Here is a 20,440-nt window from a genome sequence, read left to right as displayed (position 1 = left end):
GGGGCACCGATGGGTGCCCCTTTTGTTTTGGCTGATTACTCAAAGCGTACTCAGGTTCGCCGCAATTCTTTCTTGATTTCGTCGATCAGCCCCAGTGAGGCATCCTCGACCATATCCAGCACCAGATCAAAGCCGTGGCCCAAGCCGTAATAGGGATCGGGTACCTCGTCATCATCGAAATTCTTGGCGTAGTCCATGAATAACCTGATGCGTTGCTGCTGCTCCGGTGTTGCCATGCGCCGCAGGTTGTCCAAGTTGCTCTTGTCCATGGCCAGGATCAGATCGAAGTAGTCGAGGTCCTGGCGGGCAACCTTGCGCGCCCGCAATTGGGACAGGTTATACCCCCGTGCCGATGCAGCACGCTGGGTGCGCGAATCCGGTACTTCACCGACGTGATAGCCGTGGGTCCCCGCAGAATCAACTTCAACTATTTCTCCCAGATTGTTGATTTTTATGAAATACCTGAGCACACCCTCCGCGGTCGGAGAGCGACATATATTACCCATGCAAACAAGGAGCACGCGGTAAGTCATTTTTTCTCATCTCCGTCCGGATCGTGTCGGGCCGCACCGAATACACGCTCCCTGAGCAGGAACAATTCGTCGCGGGCCGCCGCCGCTTTTTCGAATTCCAGGTTTTTCGCGCACTCCAGCATCTGCTTTTCGAGCCGCTTGATCTCCCTGGCCACTGTCTTTTCATCCATCGCCTCATAGGCCGCCTGCTGCTGGGCAGCTTTTCGCTCGCTCTGGACTGCGGCAGTATCGTACACACCGTCGATGATGTCCTTGATCTTCTTCGATACCCCGCGCGGCGTGATGCCGTGTTCCAGATTGAAGCCGATCTGCTTTTCCCGCCGGCGCCCTGTTTCAGCAATGGCACGCTGCATGGATTGCGTTACTTTATCAGCATATAGGATGGCTGTGCCATGGATATGGCGCGCTGCACGCCCGATGGTCTGGATCAGCGAGCGTTCGGAGCGCAAGAAGCCCTCCTTATCAGCATCGAGAATGGCGACCAGCGAAACCTCCGGAATATCCAGGCCTTCGCGCAGCAGGTTGATGCCGACCAGCACATCGAATTCGCCGAGCCGCAGATCGCGGATGATTTCGACCCGCTCCACGGTATCGATATCCGAATGCAGGTAACGCACCTTGATGCCGTTATCGGCGAGGAAGTCCGTCAAATCCTCGGCCATGCGCTTGGTTAGCGTGGTGACCAGAACGCGCTCCCCGAGCGCGATGCGCTTGCCGATTTCGACGAGCAAATCGTCGACCTGCGTCGATGCCGGCCTGACGATGACTTCGGGATCGATCAGCCCGGTCGGCCGCACCACCTGCTCGACGACCTGCCCGGCATGCTGCTGCTCGTAGTCGGCCGGCGTCGCGGAAACGAAAACTGTCTGCCGCATGTGGGCTTCGAATTCGTTAAACTGCAACGGCCGGTTGTCGAGTGCCGAGGGCAGACGAAAACCATAATCGACCAGGTTTTCCTTGCGCGAACGGTCCCCCTTGAACATGCCGCCGACTTGCCCGATGGAAACATGGGACTCGTCGATGAACATCAAGGCATCCGGCGGCAGGTAATCGATCAGTGTCGGTGGCGCTTCCCCGGCCTTGCGCCCTGAGAAATGGCGCGAGTAGTTTTCGATGCCCTTGCAGAAGCCGATCTGCTCCAGCATTTCGAGGTCGAACTTGGTGCGCTGCTCGATGCGCTGGGCTTCGACCAGCCTGTTGTTCGTAGAAAACCACCTGATCCGCTCGCGCAGTTCGTCCTTGATCGCTTCGACGGCCCGCAGCACGGTCGCCCGCGGCGTTACGTAGTGCGATGCGGGAAACACCGTAAACCGCAGCGCCTTGTGCAGGAGATGCCCGGTCAGCGGATCGAAGAACTGCAATCCATCGATCTCGTCGTCGAACAGCGAAATTCGGATCGCGTGCTCGGCATGCTCGGCCGGAAAGACGTCGATGATGTCGCCGCGCACCCGGAAGGTTCCGCGATGGAAGTCCATCTCGTTGCGCTCGTACTGCATGTCGGTCAGGCGCTTGACGATGGCTCTTTGGTCGAGCTTGTCCCCCACGCGCATGGTCAGGATCATGTTGTGGTATTCGTCACGGTCGCCAATGCCGTAGATGCACGACACGGTGGCCACGATCACCACGTCGCGGCGCTCGATCAGGCTCTTGGTCGCCGACAGGCGCATCTGCTCGATGTGGTCATTGATCGAACTGTCCTTCTCGATGAACAGATCGCGCGACGGAACATAGGCTTCGGGCTGGTAATAGTCGTAATACGAAACGAAATACTCGACGGCGTTCTCGGGAAAGAATTCCTTGAACTCGGAGTAGAGCTGCGCCGCCAGCGTCTTGTTCGGCGCCAGCACCAGGGCCGGACGCCCGGTGTGGGCGATGACGTTGGCCATGGTGTAGGTCTTTCCCGAGCCGGTAACACCGAGCAAGGTCTGGAACGAAAGGCCATCATCGATCCCCTCCACCAGCAGGCGGATAGCCTCGGGCTGATCGCCGGCCGGAGGGAACGGTTGATGCAATCGATACGGGCTGTTTTCGAAGGTAACAACCGGCGTGGAGGTGTTGGTTTCGGTCATGCTAAAATTCTTCGGTTTTCTCTCGCGCGGCAAGCACGCTGCGTGATCATCACTCGTATTATTCCACGGAGTCCTTATGTCCTCTTCGATCTTCGCTGCGGTGGAAATGGCCCCGCGCGATCCTATCCTCGGTCTGAACGAAGCCTTCAATGCCGATGCGCGCACCACCAAGGTTAACCTGGGCGTTGGCGTGTATTTCGACGACAACGGCAAGATTCCGCTGTTGGCCGCCGTCAAGGCTGCCGAGGAAACCCGCGTCAAGGCTGGCCTGCCGCGTGGTTACCAGCCGATCGAAGGCAACCCGGCCTACAACAGCGCCGTTCAGCAACTGCTGCTCGGCAAGGATTCCGCCCTGATCGCCAACGGCCAGGTCATCACCGCACAGGCTCTCGGTGGCACCGGCGCCCTGAAGATCGGTGCTGATTATCTGAAGCGCCTTAACCCGGATGCCAAAGTCTATATCAGCGACCCGTCCTGGGAAAACCACCGTGCGCTGTTCGAATCCGCCGGTTTCGTCGTTGAAAACTATCCGTACTACGATGCCGCCACCCGTGGCGTCAACTTCGACGGCATGAAGGCCTGTCTGAAGGGCCTGAATGCCGGTTCGATCATCGTCCTGCACGCCTGCTGCCACAACCCGACGGGCGCCGATCTGAACGATGCTCAGTGGGGCGAAGTCGTCGCCATCTGCCAGGAACGCGGCCTGGTGCCGTTCCTCGACATGGCCTACCAAGGCTTTGCCGATGGCATCGATGCCGATGCCGTCGCCGTCCGCGCCTTCTCGGCTTCCGGCCTGCAGTTCTTTGCCTCCAGCTCGTTCTCCAAGAACTTCTCGCTGTACGGCGAGCGCGTCGGTGCCCTGTCCATCGTCACCGCCGGCAAGGACGAATCGGCCCGCGTGCTGTCGCAAGTCAAGCGCGTCATCCGCACCAACTACTCCAACCCACCGACCCACGGCGGCGCCCTGGTGGCCGGCGTTCTTGCCTCGGCCGAACTGCGCGCCCAGTGGGAAGCCGAACTGGCCGGCATGCGCGATCGCATCCGCGCCATGCGCACCGGCCTGGTCGACGCCATCAAGGCCACCGGCTGCGCCCAGGACTTCTCCTTCGTCGCCCAGCAACGCGGCATGTTCTCCTACACCGGCCTAAGCGCTGCCCAAGTGGAGGTCATGCGCGAGGAATTCGGCATCTACGCCGTTTCCACCGGCCGTATCTGTCTGGCTGCACTGAACACCAAGAACCTGGACTACGTCGCCAAGGCGATTGCTGCTGTTATCAAGGCCTAATTCAGTAAATACTGGACTGTCCGGATAAAAAAATGGCGGAACTTCGGTTCCGCCATTTTTATTTCGATCAATATAGCAATACGTCGACAACGTTTTGCGTCGTTGCTGTTAGTACCGAGCTTGCCCTGACCTTTCCAATCATCTAGGAGTTCGTCGAAGCGAATTCAGCGGCGGATCCAAAGCGGCGCTTTGGGGATATCTGCTGGAATGAGGTCGCAAGAAGCAGCATACGGTGAGATTGCTTTTCTCAATGCCTGCAATGCTTCGGGATCTCCTTAGCTTCTTCATCGTTTGGCGCCTTGGCGAAGCTGAAGTAGCAGTGATGGGTTCCATCGTCCAAGTCAGGCCACTTCGTATGAATCATCACGTTGGTGATGCGCCAGCCACTATCGGATTTGGTCAGGAAATAGAGGTTGCGGCCAAGATCGAAACTCGGAGGATTTGAGATTTTTTTGTTGCCGGCCGGGAAGACTTCTACCTTGGCGTGGTTTCCGGATACGACGGAGGGTTTGATGTAGGGAGCGGGGATGTCTTCGACCCTGATTGCCGATGAGATGTCCTCGGCCAAATATGGGTAACGGTTTGGTGCAGTGCACTCAACTAATCCAGGTTTGATGTCTCGTTTTCTGACTAGCATGGGTTCAAAGAATTCGTTAAGCAGCGCACATTGTCTTGGTGGCTGATATTTCCCTCGTTTATTTGGTGCTTTATTCCGGAGAAAAGCCCCTCCATCATTTTCATAAAACCGCCCCAATTCGAACGTATCGGGATCATATGAATACATCGTCTCAATAAACTGCTTAACCTCTTTCTGCTCCGGTGTCAGCGCATCCGCCGACCAAGAAACGCCCGCCATCAGTAGCATCAGCAAGCCACAAACGGTTTTCAAATAACTCATTTCTTTGCCTTTTCTTCATTCAGGTATTGCTCAAACAGCGTTTGGAAGTACGCCATATCCATAGGCTTTTTATCGCCGGTCAGCCGATGTGCATTTTCCTTGCCGCCAGGAAGGCTTGTCCACTCACTCGGCAATGACAGGCTTCCGTTTGGCGCTTTGAACTCCAAGGCTTCCTTGATGCGTCCAGTGCGTATCAAGTGCAATACGCCCCGATCCTCCAGCTTCATTACAGCGATCCGGTCCTGGACCGTAGGACTGAAACGATCCCCCTTCGGCTCGAGCAGTCCTTTATCAAAAATCTCTTGCCACGTACCAGAGAGAATCTGATACGCCCCCGCCGCCGTCGAACCCTTGAGCGGCTTTCCTTGCCCGTTCCACGGGTGCGTCTTGTAGTTGGAAATACGGCGCTCACCCGATGGCAGCGGCGCATTCAGCATCTGGTAACGCTTGCTATCATCTTTTTCGGCCTGACATTCAAATTCGCGAATGCAGCGCAGGAATGCATGCATACGTTGCGTCGGCAAGGGATCGAAGACTTTCCGGTAGATGCGGACATTGACGTATTCTGGATAAAAATCACCCTGCACAGAAAACTGATCGCCAACAATTTTCGGGCACTTCCGAAACCACCTTGGATGCCCAGGAAGATCGGGGAGTAGAGGGATAAAATCACTAATATAAAAATCATAGTCCCGAATGTCGATATGTCCATGGTTCGGGCTTTTCGGGTCTTTTTTCTTGCGCATTTCCCAAGTCGTATCCGACCACTCATAGACGATCACATCGCCGGCTGCTGCCCAACGCGCATCGGGCACCTCCGTCGTGACATCCTTAAACCCCTTGGCGATCAGCGCTGGCCCTGCCTTGCTGGCGGATAGCTGCATGGCGTAATGCTCGGCATCCGTTTGCATGGTGCTGGCTTTCTGCGCGGCCAGCACGCCGTCTATGATCTTGGCTCGGGACAGTGCAACTTTGACGTAGGTGTAGCAGAGCCCAAGGGAGTCTTTCGCTCTCTTCTCCCTCTTTTCATGCTTAAACGTCCCCTTTCCCATCGAAGCCAGCACCCCGGCAGTCCCTTCAGTATAGAGATACTCCGTCTGATCCCTTGCAAACTCCAGCAATGCCTCGACCTTCTTCAGCATCTCGGCATCGACCTTGACTGGCGTAGCCGGCACGGTGCCACCCGTTGCAGAGGAGGTAGGCATTCCCCACAAGTTAAATGTGGGCATACGCCAGCTGTTCCACCAGTCGACCGCTTTTTGGGTAATCACGGCTAACGGGTTGCCATTTTCGTCACGCCCTTTTTCCAATTTCGGTTTGACTTCTTCTTTGCCGGAAATACGTTGAGGCGGTTTGTCAGCTTGCTGTTTGGTCTTGGTCTCAGCCAGTCTGGATTGTGCTTTGGATTTGGGCGCAGGTTTAGGCGGTTGGGTTGGTTTGTCTTTGTCGACAGGCGCAGGTTTGGCTGTTTCCGTGCGTTTGGTTTCCGCTTCGCCGACTGGTTGCGCAGTCTCGGTTGGCCCTGATTCCTTCGATGCTGCGCACAGATCGCCCAGGTCGCCCTGCTCCGGATTCGGGATGCCTTCCTCCGCGTTGCCGGGTTTCCCTTCATGCTTCTCGGTCGCGGTCTCGACAACAATGTTGGGGCTGACAGCAGTCAAAACGCCATCATTCGATGGCATGCAGCATTCGCCGATTTTCTTGTAGGTGCCATCAAAGCGCTGGACGGCAACGCTCAGCGTTTCCCCGGGAGGTGCCTCGACAGCGGGAATGGCGCCATCGGCATCGGTGCGCGCCAGCAGTTCACCGCCTTGCCAGCGCACGGCAACACCCATTTTTGCAATGGGCGAACCGTCCAAAGCAAGGAAATTGATATCTAGTGTGGGTTTGGTGGCGTTTTGTTCGTCAGCACTGCCGTCGGTCGTGCTGCTCTTTCCTTCCTCCTGAGTTGCGCCGGATTCAAGCAAGGCCGTATCAGTCTGTGCATTCATGGATGGTTGTCGCTCAGCGGTGGTTTACATCCTGGAAGAAGAGCCAGTCGCCCTGACTGATGACGACTTTTACCTTTTCCGGCTTTGAGGTTGAAATGGTGCCGGTCGTGCCTTCTGCGCTCAATTGTCCGGCTGCAATTTTTTGCCCCTGTTCGTTGTATGCCTCATAAAGCATTGCTGCATACAGAGAGCCACTTTCCGGGTCGCCGCCAATTAGTCCAGCAACATTGACGCGCTGACTGTAGGCTGCACGTTCAGTCGCCTCGCTCTGAACCAAATTCAGTTTGTTTGCAGCCGGTGAACTCGGCAATTCCGCTGCAGCACTCTTCGGCCCCGTCCAGTCTTTGTTGCTAGCCTTGAATTCCACCTTCTTCGGCGCATGCAGCTCGATATTCCCGCCTTCGATCCTGATGTAAGCCCCTTGTGCTGTGGCGAGAATCTTCTGTTTGGCGCTGACAGTTAGCTTGCCGGAGATACTGGCAAAAGTGACTTTCTTGTCCGCCGCGGCCATCGTTTTGCCGCCTTGGCTTTGCAGGCCTACCGTACCACTGGCAGCGTGCAGGTGGATGCCGGTATCGGTGTTGGGTGTGTTCTTGTCCTTAGCTTTTCCGACCGTGAAAAGAGCAAGCCCGTCCTTGATTACAAGGCTGTGGTTGCCTTGGCTGATCAGGTTGGTGTCGTGCCCCGTGGAAATGGAGAGGTTCTTGCCCGACGCAAGGATGTGGTTTTGCGGGGTAAGCTGCGCGATGCCGGCTGGAGCGGCGAATTGGATTCGCGGCTCGGACCAGGCGGGCACGGTGCCGGTTCCGCCCAGGGTAGCCTTGATGTCTCCACCGCTTCCCTGCCCCGCACTTTGGCGGGCGGTGGCGCTCATGACCGCTTCGGCCTGTTGGCAGGCTTCGACGACGGGGAGTTTATCGGCCTGCGGATCGCCTTTGAGTGCGGCATTCTGTTTGGCCGCAACTTCAGCCAGACTTTGCGTGAGGCTCCGGGCGTCTTGTGTCTGGGCGATGGGTTCGTGGCTGTCGAGGTGAGTGCCGCTGGCGTTCGGGCGTGCATCGGCGCTCAGCAGCAGTCCGTTGCCGGTACGTAGCGCCAGACTGGCTTGGGTCTTGAGTTCGGCGCCGTGACCGCGGTCGGCTTCCCGGGCATTGTCGGTTTGCTGTTTGAGGTGGCCGAGTTGCAGGGCGCTTTGGTATTCGGTGGTACCCAGTTCGATACGGCTTTCACCCGGCGTATCGTCGAAGGCGAGTTGGTTATAGCCGCCCTGCCCGCTCCGGCTGGTATTGAGTTGTTGGGTCTTCAGGCCGGAGAGACTGGCGTGGTGGGTGTGTTGTTCTGCATCCTTACCTGCAAAGAAAGCCGGGGCGTTGGCGCAGGCTTGCATGGTGCCGCCGCCGATGGCGTTGCCCTGGGCATCGGTTTGGCCGCTCCCGTTGTAGGCGGTGCCGACGATAAGCGGGCGGTCGATGTTGCCGTTCTGGAAGGCCACCAGGACCTCCTGGCCCGGCCGGGGAACGAGATGACCGCCCCAGTTGGCGCCGGCAACCGGGGTCATGACGCGCACCCAGACGCCGACACTCTGGTTGGCCGGGGCATTGTCCGATCCGGTGGGGTGTTCGTGGCGCGCACCGGCATCGGCGCCGCGCTGCCAGGGGAACTGGACGCGGACGCGACCATCGCGGTCAGTGTGGGTAGGACTGCCATCGCCGACGACGATGGCGGTGAGTGTCCCGCTCGCCGTAGGGCGAGGATGGATGTTGCGTCCCTGGGCATCAGTCATCACCGGTTTCCAGGCGATGGCAGCGCGAATGGCAGCGATCCGGTTGCGGTAGAGATCGATGTGCCGTTCTCCGCCCTGCTCCGGACTGGCTTCCCCATTCACGACTTCGGCCAGGTTATTGCGAGCTTCGTGGGTAACGGCGGTAATCAGGAATTTGCGATGTTCCGGCAAGTCCAGGTCGTGCTCGGGGTGATCGGCCAGGATGAAAGTGGTACCAGGGGCGGCGCTGCGCACGGTGCCTTGCCCGGTGTATTGCTTCATGCGGGCATCGAGGGCCTGGCGTTGGTTGGCAAGCATGCGTTCGCCATGGGCGCTGTTTTGCCAGGCGTATTGACCGGGGTCGTGCCAGGCGGCGGTTTTGGGGAGGGCGCCATTATCGATGGTGCTGACAGCCCCTTGCGGGCGGGTAGACAGGCTGCGGTAGTCCCAGCTGCTGGCGTTGGTTTCAACCGTATCGAGCTGGCGCAGGCCATGCCACTGGTCGAGACTGTCTTCGGCAAGCGTCGCACCGGCCTGCGTGAAGCGAATTCTGGGGTGGCTGTTACTGGCAAATGCGCCATTGTGGTCGGCGATGACGAGGGTATGCCGGCCCAAGGTTTCTCCTTCGCCAGCCTGGTGTTCGAACCAGCAGAACAGACCCTCTTCGGCCAGCAGTCGTTTCAGAAAGGCCAGGTCGCTTTCCCGGTATTGCACCGTCATGCCGCGCTTGGGGTAGGCCGCCGGGTCGGAAAGTCGCCATTGCCATTCGGGAACCAGCTTGCCCTGCCCCTTCCAGTCAGCCAGTAATTCATCGACGATCTCGATGACGCTTTTGTCCTGGAAGAGGTAGTTGTCCCGGGTGTGACCAAGGAAGGCAAGCCATGGCTCGATGATCAGCCGGTAGCGGGCAAATCCGCCGTTGGCCCCTTCCCGCGTAATTTGGGTGATGTGGCCATGGAAGGGGCGCCGAACGCTCCTGGATGCAGCTGTCTGCAGGTCCAGGCGGGCGGGCTGACCGAGCAAGGCGGTCAGCGACTGTTCGGCGTCGACCGACAGAACGGTCAGTTCGATGCGATAACCGGCATGTTCGCTTACCGGGCCGAGAGCTTCGTCGATACGGGCGGTTTCCGCCAACAAGGCTTCCGAGCCTGCCGGAGTGATCAGGTTCAATAGACGATCCGTCTGGCGCCATCCGGCACCACCGGTAATCATGTCGAGAATTGCGTTCATGGTCTTTGCCGAAATCGAATGGGGCCGGGACAGCGCTTTAATGGAGTTCCCAGAAACGAACTTCGAGCGGATGCTTGTTCTCCGCCGCACAGCACAAGGAATTGGCATTGCGCCCGTCAAGCAGTCCGATCTGCCCCCCCTGCGGTCCGCTCTCCTGGATAAAGGCAGCAACGCCGCGCCGGCCAAACAGTTGGTAGGCGACTTCACCAAGGCCTTGCTCGAGGGAGATGACTTCCGGAGAGGCGAAACGCTCGCCCAGCCAATCGGCCAACCGGTTGGCACCGGTGAAGGCCCGTCCTCCGGTCAGCGGCCCGGCAGGAATGTGCAGCGATCCGGCCAGCGGAATGCCCAGCGACAGCAGCGCCAGACTGGTCAGCAGGGCTCCGTTGCCAATCCGGGCCGACTGTTCATCGCATCCCAGGTCGGCCACCAGCTTATTTCCATCGGTTTCGGCGTAGCGCCGATAGGCGTTGGCAAAGTTGGCGTAGCTCAAATTGAACATGTTGGCACTCCGCGGCGCTGGTTACTTGATGGCGTATTTGAATTCGCCGGCTTTGCTGGCAGTCAGCTTGATACGCTCGACCGCGGACTCATCTGCCATCCGGCCGAGAACGGCCTCGGCGATTTCAGGCAGCAAGGTGCCGTTAAGGATGTGATCAACATTGCGGGCACCGGAATCCACCTCGGTACAACGCGCCAGAACGGAATCGACCAGTTTGTCGTCCCACGAGAAATCGGCCTTGTGATTGGCGGCAACCCGGTCACGGATACGTCTCAACTTGAGGTCGATGATGCTGGCCAGTACCTCGTCGGAGATGGGGTAGTAAGGAACGACCTTCATGCGCCCGAGGAAGGCGGGCTTGAAGGATTTGAACAACACCGGGCGCAGCGCATCGGCCAATTCGTCGGCAACCGGCAACTCCTCGGCCGCCTTGTTCAGACAGGCTTGCATGATCTGGCTGGAGCCCACGTTGCTGGTCAGGATGATCAGCGTGTTGCGGAAGTCGATCTCGCGACCTTCAGCATCGTCGAGCACGCCCTTGTCGAAGACTTGGAAGAAAAGCTCGAGAACGTCCGGATGCGCCTTTTCCACTTCATCGAGCAGCACGACGCTGTACGGATTGCGGCGCACGGCTTCGGTCAGCACGCCGCCCTCGCCGTAGCCGACATAGCCCGGCGGCGAGCCCTTGAGGCCGGAAACGCTGTGCGCTTCCTGATATTCGCTCATGTTGATGGTGACCAGTTTGCGCTCGCCGCCGTAGAGGATGTCGGCCAGCGCCAGCGCCGTTTCGGTCTTGCCGACACCGGACGGCCCGGCGAACAGGAACACGCCCTTCGGCTTGTTCGGATCTTCGAGATTGGCACGCGCCGTCCGTACGCGTTGGGCCACAGCTTCCAGCGCATGGTCCTGGCCGATGACGCGCTCCTTCAGCAAGGGCTTGAGGTTCAGGACGGTGCTGATCTCATTCTTGACCATCTTGCCGAGCGGAATACCGGTCCACGCCGCGATGATCTCGGCGACGACAATGCCATCGACCTGCAATGGCACCATCGGCGACTCGCCCTGCAACTCACGCAGGCGGGACAATGCCTTGTCGAGTTCGCCGTTGCCTGTGGAGTCCCCGGCCGGCTTCCGGGAGGGCTTGGCCTTCGCTTTCGGCGCGGCTTCGGCCGGTTCGCCGTTTTCCAGTTGGCCGCGCAGCTCCAGGATGCGATTGACCAGATTTTTCTCTTCTTCGAAGCGTGCCTTGAAAATGGCGAGATCGGATTCGATGGAAGCAATCTGCCCCATCAACTCCTTGATCCGCGCATCGTGCCAGGCGCCGCTGGCGGCTTCGCGCTGGAGGGCGGCGAGTTCAGCCTTTTCGCGCAGCAGGCGCTTGTCGGCTTCATCGATCAGCGCCGGCGTGGCACTTTGCCCGAGGGCCACCTTGGCGCAGGCCGTGTCCAGCACGCTGATCGCCTTGTCCGGCAACTGGCGGCCGCTGATATAGCGGTGCGACAGGCGAACTGCTTCAGTGACGGCTTCATCGAGAACGCGAATGCCGAAGTGCTTCTCCATCAGCGGCACCATGCCGCGCAACATGGCAGCCGCCAGCGGCTCGGTCGGTTCATCGACCTTGACGACCTGGAAACGGCGGGCCAACGCGGCATCTTTTTCGAAGTATTTCTTGTATTCGGCCCAGGTCGTCGCCGCGACAGTACGCAGCTCGCCACGCGCCAGCGCCGGCTTGAGCAGATTGGCCGCGTCGTTCTGGCCGGACTGCCCGCCGGCACCGATCATGGTGTGGGCTTCGTCGATGAACAGGATGATGGGCTTCGGGCTTTTTTTCACCTCGTCGATGACATTCTTCAGCCGGTTCTCGAACTCGCCCTTGACGCTGGCCCCGGCCTGCAGCAGCCCCATGTCCAGCGTATGCAGTTCAACGCCGATCAGCGGCGGCGGCACGTCATCCAGGGCGATACGCAGAGCCAGGCCCTCGACGACGGCCGTCTTGCCGACCCCGGCCTCGCCGGTGAGGATTGGATTGTTCTGGCGGCGGCGCATCAGGATGTCGATCACCTGCCGGATCTCGCCATCCCGACCGATCACCGGATCGACCTTGCCGTCACGCGCGCGTTGCGTCAGGTTAGTGGTGAATTGATCGAGCGCCGGTGTCCTGCCGCCCTGCTGGCCAGCGGCAAGCACAGGATCGTCACCCGCTTCGCCCTCCCCGGCCGCGCCCAGACCGGCCACTTCGGCGGCCTCGGCCGAGCCTTCGGTCATCTTGTCGAAATTGTGCTTCAGTTCGTCGAGGCGAAGCTTGGCCAGCAGCTTCGAACCCCGCAAAGCAAGCTGCGACAGCTCCGGTTCGGTCAACAAGGCCAGAAGCAGGTGGCCGGAACGGATGCGCGGCAGGCGGGCATCCAGGGATGCGATCAGCCAGGCCTGTTCGAGCAGTTTGAGGATATGACTGGAGAAAACCGGGGTCCGCGTATTGCCGGTCTTGAAGCGATCGATTTCCTGATTCATTTCCCGCTCCAGCCCCGTCGGACTGATACCGCAGCGTTTGGCGATGACCAGCAGGTCAGCCCCCTGATTTTCGAGTATCGCCAACAGTAGGTGTTCGAGATCGATCTCGTAGTTGCCGCGCGCCACACACAGACTGGCAGCCCGCTCGGCGGCCTGGCGGCAGGTGGTGTTGAGTTTGCTAATCAGGGTTTTCAGGGAGGTGCTCATTGCGATGGTCATGTTAATGAATGAATTGGGTGAGATAGGCGGTATCGGCGCGGTCCCGGCTTTCCGGATTGCTCAGCATGAAGCTGTCGTAGCCCAGGCGGCAGCCGACTTTCCCGCCCAGGGCCGCCGGCTTGACATCTTCGGCGCGCAGGATGGGACGGATTTCGTATTCGAACTGGCCACCGGTGGCCAGCGAGAGGATTTTTTCCAATGCCGCCGCCAGTTCGCCTTTGGGCAGAAAGCCCATGTAGCGCGCATGACGCAATGGGCCGATATGGATGCGGATACGCAAATTGCGTTGCCAGACGCGCTCGCCGACCAGCGCATTGCCGCCCAGCGTGACGTTTTTGCCGCCCAGACTGGATCGCTGTGCGGCCGGCACGGCGTACCAGTGCCCTACGAATTGCTCGATCCTGACGGTTTCCTGGAAATAACTGCCGATCACCCGTTGCAGGGTTTCGGCTGACACCGGCCGCTGGCGTAGCAAGCCCGTGAAATGGGCAATCGACTCGTCATCAATGGCCCCCGCGCCGCTGCCCAAGCGTTCGCGCAGGGCGCCGAAACCCAGACCACCGAGAGACAGGATCAAAGGCAGAAAGCGGTTTTGCCGGTCAGTCTCGTAAAGGATAGGCAGGCGGTATTTTTTCCAGGCCCGGTAAAAATGGCCGACAGCCCGGCTGGTGAATAGATCGAGAAAAGCCCGCCCCGATTCGTCGCGCTTGAAACGGGCGTGGTTGATGACCTGCTCGGTATAGTGAATCGGCAAGGTGCCGTTGAGCCCGAGCATGCCCATGAAGCTGGGCGTCACCTCGACCTGTTCGAGTTCGCCGGTAGCCAGCCCGTCATCGTCCCGGCGATAGCCCGCCTCAATGGCATCGACCTGGCTGGGTGCGAAGCCCAGGCGCAGCGAGTTGCGAAAGCGGATACGGTCATTGATCACATCGCCGCCCTGCCCGCGCAGGGTATGGCGAAAGACATTCTCGTAGAGGCGGACGAGCTGGAAAAACTCGTAGCGCTCAGGTTCCTGCAGGCTGTGCTCGACTAGAGCAGGATCGAGTCGCCGTTGCGGGGTGCGCATCGGATCAGTTCCTCTCCGGTTCGGCTGGACACTACAACCAGCTGGATAAAGCTGTTCAGGCTGACATAGAGCCCGAGAAAGCGGTCTATGCAGCGTACGAAGACATCGAGGCCGCTGCCGATAAAGCTGGTTTCGTCGATCGTGAGGCGGACCTCGACGCCGCGCACGAAACAGGCGAAGGGTTCGCCGGACATCCAGACCGTTTTGTCCGATTGCTCGATATCGAGCAATCCCTCGATCTGCCGCCGGCTGGCCGCGCTTCTCGGCAGGTCGTACAAGGCCAGCATTTCCTGGAAGGCGGCCAGGCCGCTGGCGGTCAGCGACAGGTGATTCAGCGACAAGTGAGAAATGATGCGCCACTGTCCATCCCGCCGGTGGTCGAAACGGTAGGGCTGGCTGGGCTTGCGCAGCAGCTTGATGGCGCGAACGCTGGAACCGCCCTCGAGGAACAGGTCGCCGGACGGCAGACCGACCGACATCAGGGTCGGCAGATCGCGGTTGGTACAGCTCAACTGCAGGCTCAGGACATCGGTTTTCGGCTGCACCGGATCGAAATCGGCATCGACGATGGACAGCGACGTCTCGTAGCCAGGGCTGGTCTCGGCAACCAGGTGATCCCGCTGGGCATACCAGTAATAGCCGTTGCGTTCCGGCGTTTCGCCATGGCGCAGGGAAAAGAAGGGGCGGAATTCGGTAATCGACTCGCCCTGCGCCGTCTGCCGGACCCGGCGCACCGCATCGATCGAGTAGACATCGTAGGCATAGGCTCGCCGGCCGTCGGCCACCACTGGGTAGCTCACCTGGCGATTGCTGATGCGTATCGGATCGCCGCGCTGGGCAAACAGGTTGACCACCGGCACGCAGCCCAGCCGCAGGTTCTGCGCGGTCAGCGTTTGCAGCAGGCGCGAAGCGTCGCTGTCGGCCCGCAGATCGCCCAGGGCAACGTGCAGCGTGATCTTGCTTTCCCAGTGCAGTCCCGAGGGAATGTCGCCGATATTGATATCGAAGAAATTGAATTTCTCCGGGAAGCAGAAATACTCGGTCAGATAGCGGTAGGCGCCATGCGCGGTCGCCGGCATATCGATCAGCGCCTCATCGACCGCGAAGCCGACTTCGCCGATCAGCTTGTCGCGGGCGATGCGCCAGCGCTGATCGGCACCGACGGCATAGACCTTCAGCTTGCGCAGGAAAAGCGCATCGCGCAGCGCCGAAGCGACGGAAGCTTCGGCATCGATATAGATCCGCAACTTGTCCAGCTTGCCGATGCCCCCTTCCTGCGCCATGCCGCGCAGGGACAGCGAAAATGACAGCAAGGCATTGCAACCGACCGGCAGACGAACGTCACTCGGCGCGCTGGCAATCGGATCGAAGGTCAGGTCACCGAGCGAGACCGGCGCCAGTTGAAGATCCCAGGCTGTCCTGAACTTGCACACCGCCCCTTTGATCGGCCGCGATTGCAGTTCGGTGCCCCGCGGAATGCTGGCCACCGACGTCAGTTCGCCGCCGCCGTGATCGAAATGCGCAATCGAGCAACTTGGAAATGGCCGCAGGTAATGCGGGTACAGGACGTTGAGCAGCGCCTCGGTGAATTGCGGATAACTGTCTTCGAGTTTCTTGGAAACGCGGGCAGTCAACAAGGCGAACGACTGGATCATCCGCTCGACGTGCGGGTCGTCGCACCCCTCGCCGGAAAGCAGCAACTGGGCGGCCAGCTTGGGATAGCGCTCGGCAAACTGGCGCGAATGCTGGCGCATGAAGGCCAGTTCCCGTTCATAGTACGGCAGCAAATCTTCCATCAGGCTCCCAGGCGCCGATGCCGGCTGACCGAGTATTGCAGGCTGGTCGGTGTCAACAAGGCGTCGAAGCTGACTGGCTCCTGTGCCGGCCGGACGACCAGGACGGCGTTGATCGAGAAATACAGGGCGTTCACCGTCTTGCGATGCAGTTCGAGATCGACCCGGACATCGCGCAGGCGCGGCTCATGGGCTGCAATGGCACCCTCGATGGAGCAACATATCTGCCGGCGGTGATGGACATTGGCCAGGCTCAGTCCGGCAAAATCGGCCAGGCCGAAACCGGCGACCGAACGCGCCACCAACGGAAAAGATCCGGCCAGTTCCTCGTCCATGGCCATCCGGGTATTGAGCAGCGCTTCCAGATCGCGGGCCACCGAATCCTTCAGTTGTTCAAGCGACAAGCGGCGCCGCGCAGCCCCCACGGGCTGGTCGTCGAATAGCTTGTCGAAAAAGGAAGGCTCGAAACCCTTGTTCATGAAAAACGGCGGAACGCCGGTTCCGCCGTGTTCTCCACGATCGTGTCGATCAGGTGAGGTTCGGCGTGTTCTTCGCTAGGTTCCAGGCGCCCTGGATATTGACCTTGCCGGTCTTGGTGCCGTCGATGTTCAGTTCGTCGTAGGTCCACTTCACGGCGGAGTACTTCAGGGAGAAGCTCTCTTTCGGAATGCCCTCTTCATCGACCGCCGGGGAAACCGAGGCGATGATGACGTTCTTCAGTTCAATCTTCAGATACTGGTGACGATTCTGCGTTGCCGAAGGATTGCCGGTATTGTTCTGGCCGCCAAAGGCGCGGTAGAAATAGATGATGACATCGCTCACCACCAGGCCCGAGGAGCAAGCCTGGTACAGCTTGGGGCTGGAACCGTCGATGTCCTTGGTGAAAATCATCTCGCCATGCTCAACACGCTCGGCGGTATGGCCACCGGCGGCGGAAGCGGTAGCGGATTTCGGCTGGCGCATGGTGTGCGCCCAGCTGTACACCTCGACGGTGTCCTTGTGCTTGGCATCGCGGGAATCGCCCTTGATGTCGCTGCCTTTGAACTCGACGTAAATATCTTTCATCTTGCTGATTCTCCTTAATGGTTATGGGAAACGATTAGCCCTTGCTGGACTGCGGCAGCTCGGCCACCAGACGGAGCGAGACGGACAGTTCGTCCAACTGGAAATGCGGGCGGATGAACGACACGGCGCGGTAGACGCCGGGGCGTCCGGGGACCTCGCTGACCTCCACCGAGGCTTCGCGCAAAGGGAATTGCGCCTTGGTTTCCTGCGACGCCGAGTCGTCGGCTGTCACGTACTGATCGATCCAGCGCTGCAGATAGCTTTGAACATTGGAGGCGGAAGCAAAGCTACCGATCTTGTCGCGCATCATCGCCTTCATGTAGTGGGCGATCCGCGATACCGCGAACATGTATTGCAGTTGGGCGGAGAGCGACGCGTTGGCGTTGGCCGAATCGGTGTCGTACTTCTTGGCTTTCTGGGCCGACTGGGCACCGAAGAACGCCGCGTAGTCGGTGTTCTTGCAATGCACCAGCGGGATGAAACCGAGATCGCTCAATTCCTTCTCGCGCCGGTCGGTAATGGCGACTTCGGTCGGGCATTTGAGCGCCACTTCACCGTCGTCAGTACGGAAAGTATGTGTCGGCAGGTCCTCGACCAGGCCGCCGCCCTCGACGCCGCGGATGGCGGCACACCAGCCGTAGCTTTCGAAAGCGCTGGTCAGCCGGGCGGCGAAAGCGAAGGCCGCGTTGCACCAGAGGTACTTGTCGTGATCGGTGCCATCGACGTCTTCGACGAAGTTGAAACCTTCGGTCACTTCGCCGTCGATCGGGTTGTAAGGCAGACGCCCGAGGAAGCGCGGCAGGGCCAGGCCAACGTAACGCGAATCCTCCGACTCGCGGAAGGATTTCCACTTGGCGTACTCGACCGTGTCGAAAACCTTGCCCATGTCGCGCGGCTTGCCGAGTTCGGTATAGGTTTCCAGCCCGAACAGTTGCGGCGCGGCGGATGCGATGAACGGAGCGTGGGCGGCAGCGGCGACATGCGACATCTGGTCGATGAAGTACATATCCTCGGGCTGCCGGGAAATTTCGTACTGGCCGATCAGCGTACCGAACGGAGCGCCGCCGAATGTACCGAATTCCTCTTCGTACACCTTCTTGAACAGGGCGCTCTGGTCGAAATCGATGGCCGCCTTGAAGTCCTTGACCAAATCGCGCTTCCCCGCGTTGAACAGCTTGATCTTGAGCTGCTGGCCGGTCGACGTCTGCTTGCACAGGTAGTGCAGGCCGGTCCAGGCGCCTTCCAGGGCCTGGAATTCCGGCGCATGCATGACCTCGCTGAGCTGTTCGGAGATCAGACGGTCCAGCTCGGCAACCCGTGCATCCAGCGAGGCGGCGAGGTTTTCGGAAACGACGACTTCGCCATCAAGAACCTGGCTGACCAGTTCGCTGATAATGTCGCGTGCCCGGTTCTTTTCCTGATCGGACTGGGCAACGCGGCTTTCCTCGATGATCTGATCGAGTAGCCCTGCTTCCTGAACGCCGGCCGAGCCGGTCGCCATCGCGGCCTGGAGCGTCATTGCAGGCCTCCCTCGTTGCGCTGGCCGCCGAGGCTCTGCAGCTGTTCCGTACTGTTCAGCACGTCATTGAGCAAATCTTCCAGCTTTTCATTGCCAGCCAGCTTGTTGCGGAGATCGGCCAGCTTGGAACGCGCTTCCTGGAGTTTGCGCAGTGGCTCGACTTGCTGAACCACCGATTCGGGACGGAAGTCCTCGAACTTGCTGAACTCGATATCGACCCCCAACTCGCCGCCTTCCGGCGTCAGGCGGTTTTTGACGCGATAGGTGGCGCGCGGGGCCATGCCTTCCATCACGTCATCGAAGTTGTCCATGTCGATATTGACGAACTTGCGATCACGGACCTTGCCCTGCTCCTGCTTGGATTGCGCGGCGAAATCACCGAGCACGCCAACCACAAACGGCAGCTCCTTCACCTCGATGGCATCGCCGATCTCGACGTCATACGTCAATTGAACGCGCGGCGGACGAACCTTCTGCAAGCGCTTCTGAACACTTTCCTTTTTAGCCACAAGAACCTCCGAAACAAAGACTGAGAGCGACGACGTACTGGCAATGCACCGCGAGCCATGCGTCTTTCATGAACCGAATTACTTCAACGCACCAAACGGATTGCCCGCCGAGGCTGATACCGGGGCCAACGGTTTCTGCCCAACAGGCTGCGCAGAAGGCGCCGTAGCAGCGGGTTTAGGGCGAACAACGATGGGAGCCGGCTTTTTCTTTTTGTCGTCCGGCGGAACCAGCACATCCTCACCCAGCGTGTCGCGCATGACCTTGGCCAAGCCAACCGCATCGGAACGGGCATCGCCCTTCAATTCGACGTCGCCCTTGAGATCGTTCAGGGACTGGGCGGCTACGCGGAGACCACCAACCGCCCGGATACTCTTGGCCGTGCGATCGGTGTTATCGCGCTGCAGGGCTTCTTCGGCGGCCACGATGGCTTGGGCATAGTTCTCGCCATCAAAGTGAATTCTGGCCATGCGCACCCACGGGTCCTTGCGTCCGGGATTTTTCTTGGCCAAATCGTTCAAAACCTTTACTGCTTCCTCACGATTCCCTTTTTCCAGCAGCGAATCGGCGCTGGCGCTCGACTGCGCCATGGCCGTGGAAAACTCTTCCTGGGACATCGGCGTGTTTTTCGAAGCGCAGCCGGACAGCGTGATAACAGCGCCTACAACGAGCACCGACGACAGATGCTTCAGCGGGTACATTCCTTCTCCTTGCTATGCCAAACGACATAAATAATGCCATTGGGTTTGCCTATATCAAGCCGAAATAGTACATTAATGCCTCTGGTATTTTCAACCAAAATGCATATTTTATTGAGCCGTCCTACTCGATCAATCGTGCTGTCCGCATCAATTTCATGACAATTGAAAACAACTTCGGCATGGCGGCGTTGCGCAAATTGGCAATGGCGATGACCATCCCCGTTACTGTTGGCGGTTGCGCCCAGGCGTCGGCACTGCAACTGGCCGGTTCGGCCGTCGGCGCAGTTCTCGAGGCAACCGGGGTAACCAAGAAGGAAGTCGATCCGAGCAAGATCAGCCGGGATATGAGCATCAGGATATTTGCCGGCGACCAGCTTAATCTGGCTAGTTCCGGAAAGCCCTTGTCGTTGGTGACCAAGCTTTACGTCTTGCGGGCCAATGAAAAATTCAAGGCCATGACCTATCCGCAGATCACCTCGGCAGAAGCCGAAAAAGAAGCGCTAGGCGAAGAACTGGTCTCGGTTCGGGAAATCGTTCTACTACCCGGAAAGTCATATGACATCAACCTTAAAGTTCCGGGAGATGCGACAACGATAGGGGTAGTCGGCATGTTCCGTCTCCCATACCAGGGAAGATGGAAACTTGCCTTCGACAACAAGCTGTCTTTTGACAATGGAATTACGATCGGCGCACATGCCTGCTCCTTCAATGCAAGCAAGGGATCGCTGGTAACAGAGATCAGTCCGGAAACCGTGCGCTCCCTGGTTGGCGTGCAATGCAACTCGTAAC

The 20,440-nt window shown here is 59.3% G+C and carries 16 protein-coding genes; 2 read left to right on the top strand and 14 right to left on the bottom strand.

All coding sequences use genetic code 11. The features are described from left to right. Positions 1-50 precede the first annotated feature (50 nt). Positions 51-533 carry a low molecular weight protein-tyrosine-phosphatase gene (locus LZ012_RS11115; RefSeq protein ID WP_275710763.1) on the bottom strand — a complete coding sequence of 161 codons (483 nt, stop codon included), beginning with the start codon at positions 531-533 and terminating at the stop codon, positions 51-53. Beyond that, positions 530-2,602: an excinuclease ABC subunit UvrB gene (uvrB, locus tag LZ012_RS11110; protein ID WP_275710761.1), complete on the bottom strand. Its 2,073-nt coding sequence runs from the start codon at positions 2,600-2,602 to the stop codon at positions 530-532. The genes LZ012_RS11115 and uvrB overlap by 4 nt, the downstream gene beginning before the upstream one ends. A 76-nt stretch (positions 2,603-2,678) precedes the next feature. On the opposite strand from uvrB, the gene LZ012_RS11105 reads away from it, so the two are divergent. Then, positions 2,679-3,887 carry an amino acid aminotransferase gene (locus LZ012_RS11105; protein ID WP_275710759.1) on the top strand — a complete coding sequence of 403 codons (1,209 nt, stop codon included), beginning with the start codon at positions 2,679-2,681 and terminating at the stop codon, positions 3,885-3,887. A gap of 247 nt (positions 3,888-4,134) precedes the next feature. On the opposite strand, the gene LZ012_RS11100 is transcribed toward LZ012_RS11105, so the two are convergent. The 12 genes from LZ012_RS11100 to LZ012_RS11045 form a co-directional block, all read right to left on the bottom strand. Continuing rightward, a complete protein-coding gene (locus tag LZ012_RS11100; protein ID WP_275710757.1) occupies positions 4,135-4,785 on the bottom strand; it encodes a hypothetical protein in 651 nt (216 codons plus the stop codon). Next, a complete protein-coding gene (locus LZ012_RS11095; protein WP_275710755.1) occupies positions 4,782-6,776 on the bottom strand; it encodes a hypothetical protein in 1,995 nt (664 codons plus the stop codon). The genes LZ012_RS11100 and LZ012_RS11095 overlap by 4 nt, the downstream gene beginning before the upstream one ends. Positions 6,777-6,789: 13 nt before the next feature. Next, the gene (locus LZ012_RS11090; protein ID WP_275710753.1) at positions 6,790-9,768 is read right to left on the bottom strand and encodes a type VI secretion system Vgr family protein; all 2,979 of its coding nucleotides are present in this window, start codon (positions 9,766-9,768) and stop codon (positions 6,790-6,792) included. A gap of 37 nt (positions 9,769-9,805) precedes the next feature. Beyond that, positions 9,806-10,270 (bottom strand): hypothetical protein, encoded by a 465-nt coding sequence (locus LZ012_RS11085; RefSeq protein WP_275710751.1) that lies wholly within the window; start codon positions 10,268-10,270, stop codon positions 9,806-9,808. Positions 10,271-10,291: 21 nt separating this feature from the next. Beyond that, positions 10,292-12,988 (bottom strand): type VI secretion system ATPase TssH, encoded by a 2,697-nt coding sequence (gene tssH / locus LZ012_RS11080; RefSeq protein ID WP_275710749.1) that lies wholly within the window; start codon positions 12,986-12,988, stop codon positions 10,292-10,294. A 13-nt stretch (positions 12,989-13,001) separates the two neighbouring features. Beyond that, positions 13,002-14,066, bottom strand: a complete 1,065-nt coding sequence (gene tssG, locus LZ012_RS11075) for a type VI secretion system baseplate subunit TssG (protein WP_275710747.1) — start codon at positions 14,064-14,066, stop codon at positions 13,002-13,004. Then, a complete protein-coding gene (gene tssF, locus LZ012_RS11070) occupies positions 14,030-15,862 on the bottom strand; it encodes a type VI secretion system baseplate subunit TssF (protein ID WP_275710745.1) in 1,833 nt (610 codons plus the stop codon). The genes tssG and tssF overlap by 37 nt, the downstream gene beginning before the upstream one ends. After that, positions 15,862-16,338, bottom strand: coding sequence for a type VI secretion system baseplate subunit TssE (tssE, locus tag LZ012_RS11065; protein ID WP_275710743.1), 477 nt, complete (start codon positions 16,336-16,338; stop codon positions 15,862-15,864). Before tssE ends, tssF begins: the two co-directional genes overlap by 1 nt. A gap of 49 nt (positions 16,339-16,387) precedes the next feature. Then, on the bottom strand, positions 16,388-16,924 hold the full coding sequence (locus tag LZ012_RS11060) for an Hcp family type VI secretion system effector (RefSeq protein ID WP_275710740.1): 537 nt from the start codon (positions 16,922-16,924) through the stop codon (positions 16,388-16,390). A gap of 34 nt (positions 16,925-16,958) precedes the next feature. Further along, positions 16,959-18,443, bottom strand: coding sequence for a type VI secretion system contractile sheath large subunit (tssC, locus tag LZ012_RS11055; RefSeq protein WP_275710738.1), 1,485 nt, complete (start codon positions 18,441-18,443; stop codon positions 16,959-16,961). Next, positions 18,440-18,952 (bottom strand): type VI secretion system contractile sheath small subunit, encoded by a 513-nt coding sequence (tssB, locus tag LZ012_RS11050; protein ID WP_275710736.1) that lies wholly within the window; start codon positions 18,950-18,952, stop codon positions 18,440-18,442. Before tssB ends, tssC begins: the two co-directional genes overlap by 4 nt. Before the next feature lie 78 nt (positions 18,953-19,030). Next, positions 19,031-19,651 (bottom strand): tetratricopeptide repeat protein, encoded by a 621-nt coding sequence (locus LZ012_RS11045; RefSeq protein WP_275710734.1) that lies wholly within the window; start codon positions 19,649-19,651, stop codon positions 19,031-19,033. 155 nt (positions 19,652-19,806) lie between these two features. Between LZ012_RS11045 and tssJ the strand changes: the two genes are divergently transcribed. Next, entirely contained in the window at positions 19,807-20,439 is a 633-nt protein-coding gene (gene tssJ, locus LZ012_RS11040; RefSeq protein WP_275710732.1) for a type VI secretion system lipoprotein TssJ, read from the top strand. Position 20,440 lies beyond the last annotated feature (1 nt).

Source organism: Dechloromonas hankyongensis (assembly GCF_022012295.1).
Lineage (GTDB): Bacteria > Pseudomonadota > Gammaproteobacteria > Burkholderiales > Rhodocyclaceae > Azonexus > Azonexus hankyongensis.
This window is presented reverse-complemented; position numbering and strand designations above follow the sequence as displayed.

Excerpts from the sequence above, each read along its gene's own strand:
- LZ012_RS11115 (WP_275710763.1), bottom strand. The coding sequence starts at position 533 with ATGACTTACCGCGTGCTCCTTGTTTGCATGGGTAATATATGTCGCTCT.
- uvrB (WP_275710761.1), bottom strand. The coding sequence starts at position 2,602 with ATGACCGAAACCAACACCTCCACGCCGGTTGTTACCTTCGAAAACAGC.
- LZ012_RS11105 (WP_275710759.1), top strand. The coding sequence starts at position 2,679 with ATGTCCTCTTCGATCTTCGCTGCGGTGGAAATGGCCCCGCGCGATCCT.
- LZ012_RS11100 (WP_275710757.1), bottom strand. The coding sequence starts at position 4,785 with ATGAGTTATTTGAAAACCGTTTGTGGCTTGCTGATGCTACTGATGGCG.
- LZ012_RS11095 (WP_275710755.1), bottom strand. The coding sequence starts at position 6,776 with ATGAATGCACAGACTGATACGGCCTTGCTTGAATCCGGCGCAACTCAG.
- LZ012_RS11090 (WP_275710753.1), bottom strand. The coding sequence starts at position 9,768 with ATGAACGCAATTCTCGACATGATTACCGGTGGTGCCGGATGGCGCCAG.
- LZ012_RS11085 (WP_275710751.1), bottom strand. The coding sequence starts at position 10,270 with ATGTTCAATTTGAGCTACGCCAACTTTGCCAACGCCTATCGGCGCTAC.
- tssH (WP_275710749.1), bottom strand. The coding sequence starts at position 12,988 with ATGAGCACCTCCCTGAAAACCCTGATTAGCAAACTCAACACCACCTGC.
- tssG (WP_275710747.1), bottom strand. The coding sequence starts at position 14,066 with ATGCGCACCCCGCAACGGCGACTCGATCCTGCTCTAGTCGAGCACAGC.
- tssF (WP_275710745.1), bottom strand. The coding sequence starts at position 15,862 with ATGGAAGATTTGCTGCCGTACTATGAACGGGAACTGGCCTTCATGCGC.
- tssE (WP_275710743.1), bottom strand. The coding sequence starts at position 16,338 with ATGAACAAGGGTTTCGAGCCTTCCTTTTTCGACAAGCTATTCGACGAC.
- LZ012_RS11060 (WP_275710740.1), bottom strand. The coding sequence starts at position 16,924 with ATGAAAGATATTTACGTCGAGTTCAAAGGCAGCGACATCAAGGGCGAT.
- tssC (WP_275710738.1), bottom strand. The coding sequence starts at position 18,443 with ATGACGCTCCAGGCCGCGATGGCGACCGGCTCGGCCGGCGTTCAGGAA.
- LZ012_RS11045 (WP_275710734.1), bottom strand. The coding sequence starts at position 19,651 with ATGTACCCGCTGAAGCATCTGTCGTCGGTGCTCGTTGTAGGCGCTGTT.
- tssJ (WP_275710732.1), top strand. The coding sequence starts at position 19,807 with ATGACAATTGAAAACAACTTCGGCATGGCGGCGTTGCGCAAATTGGCA.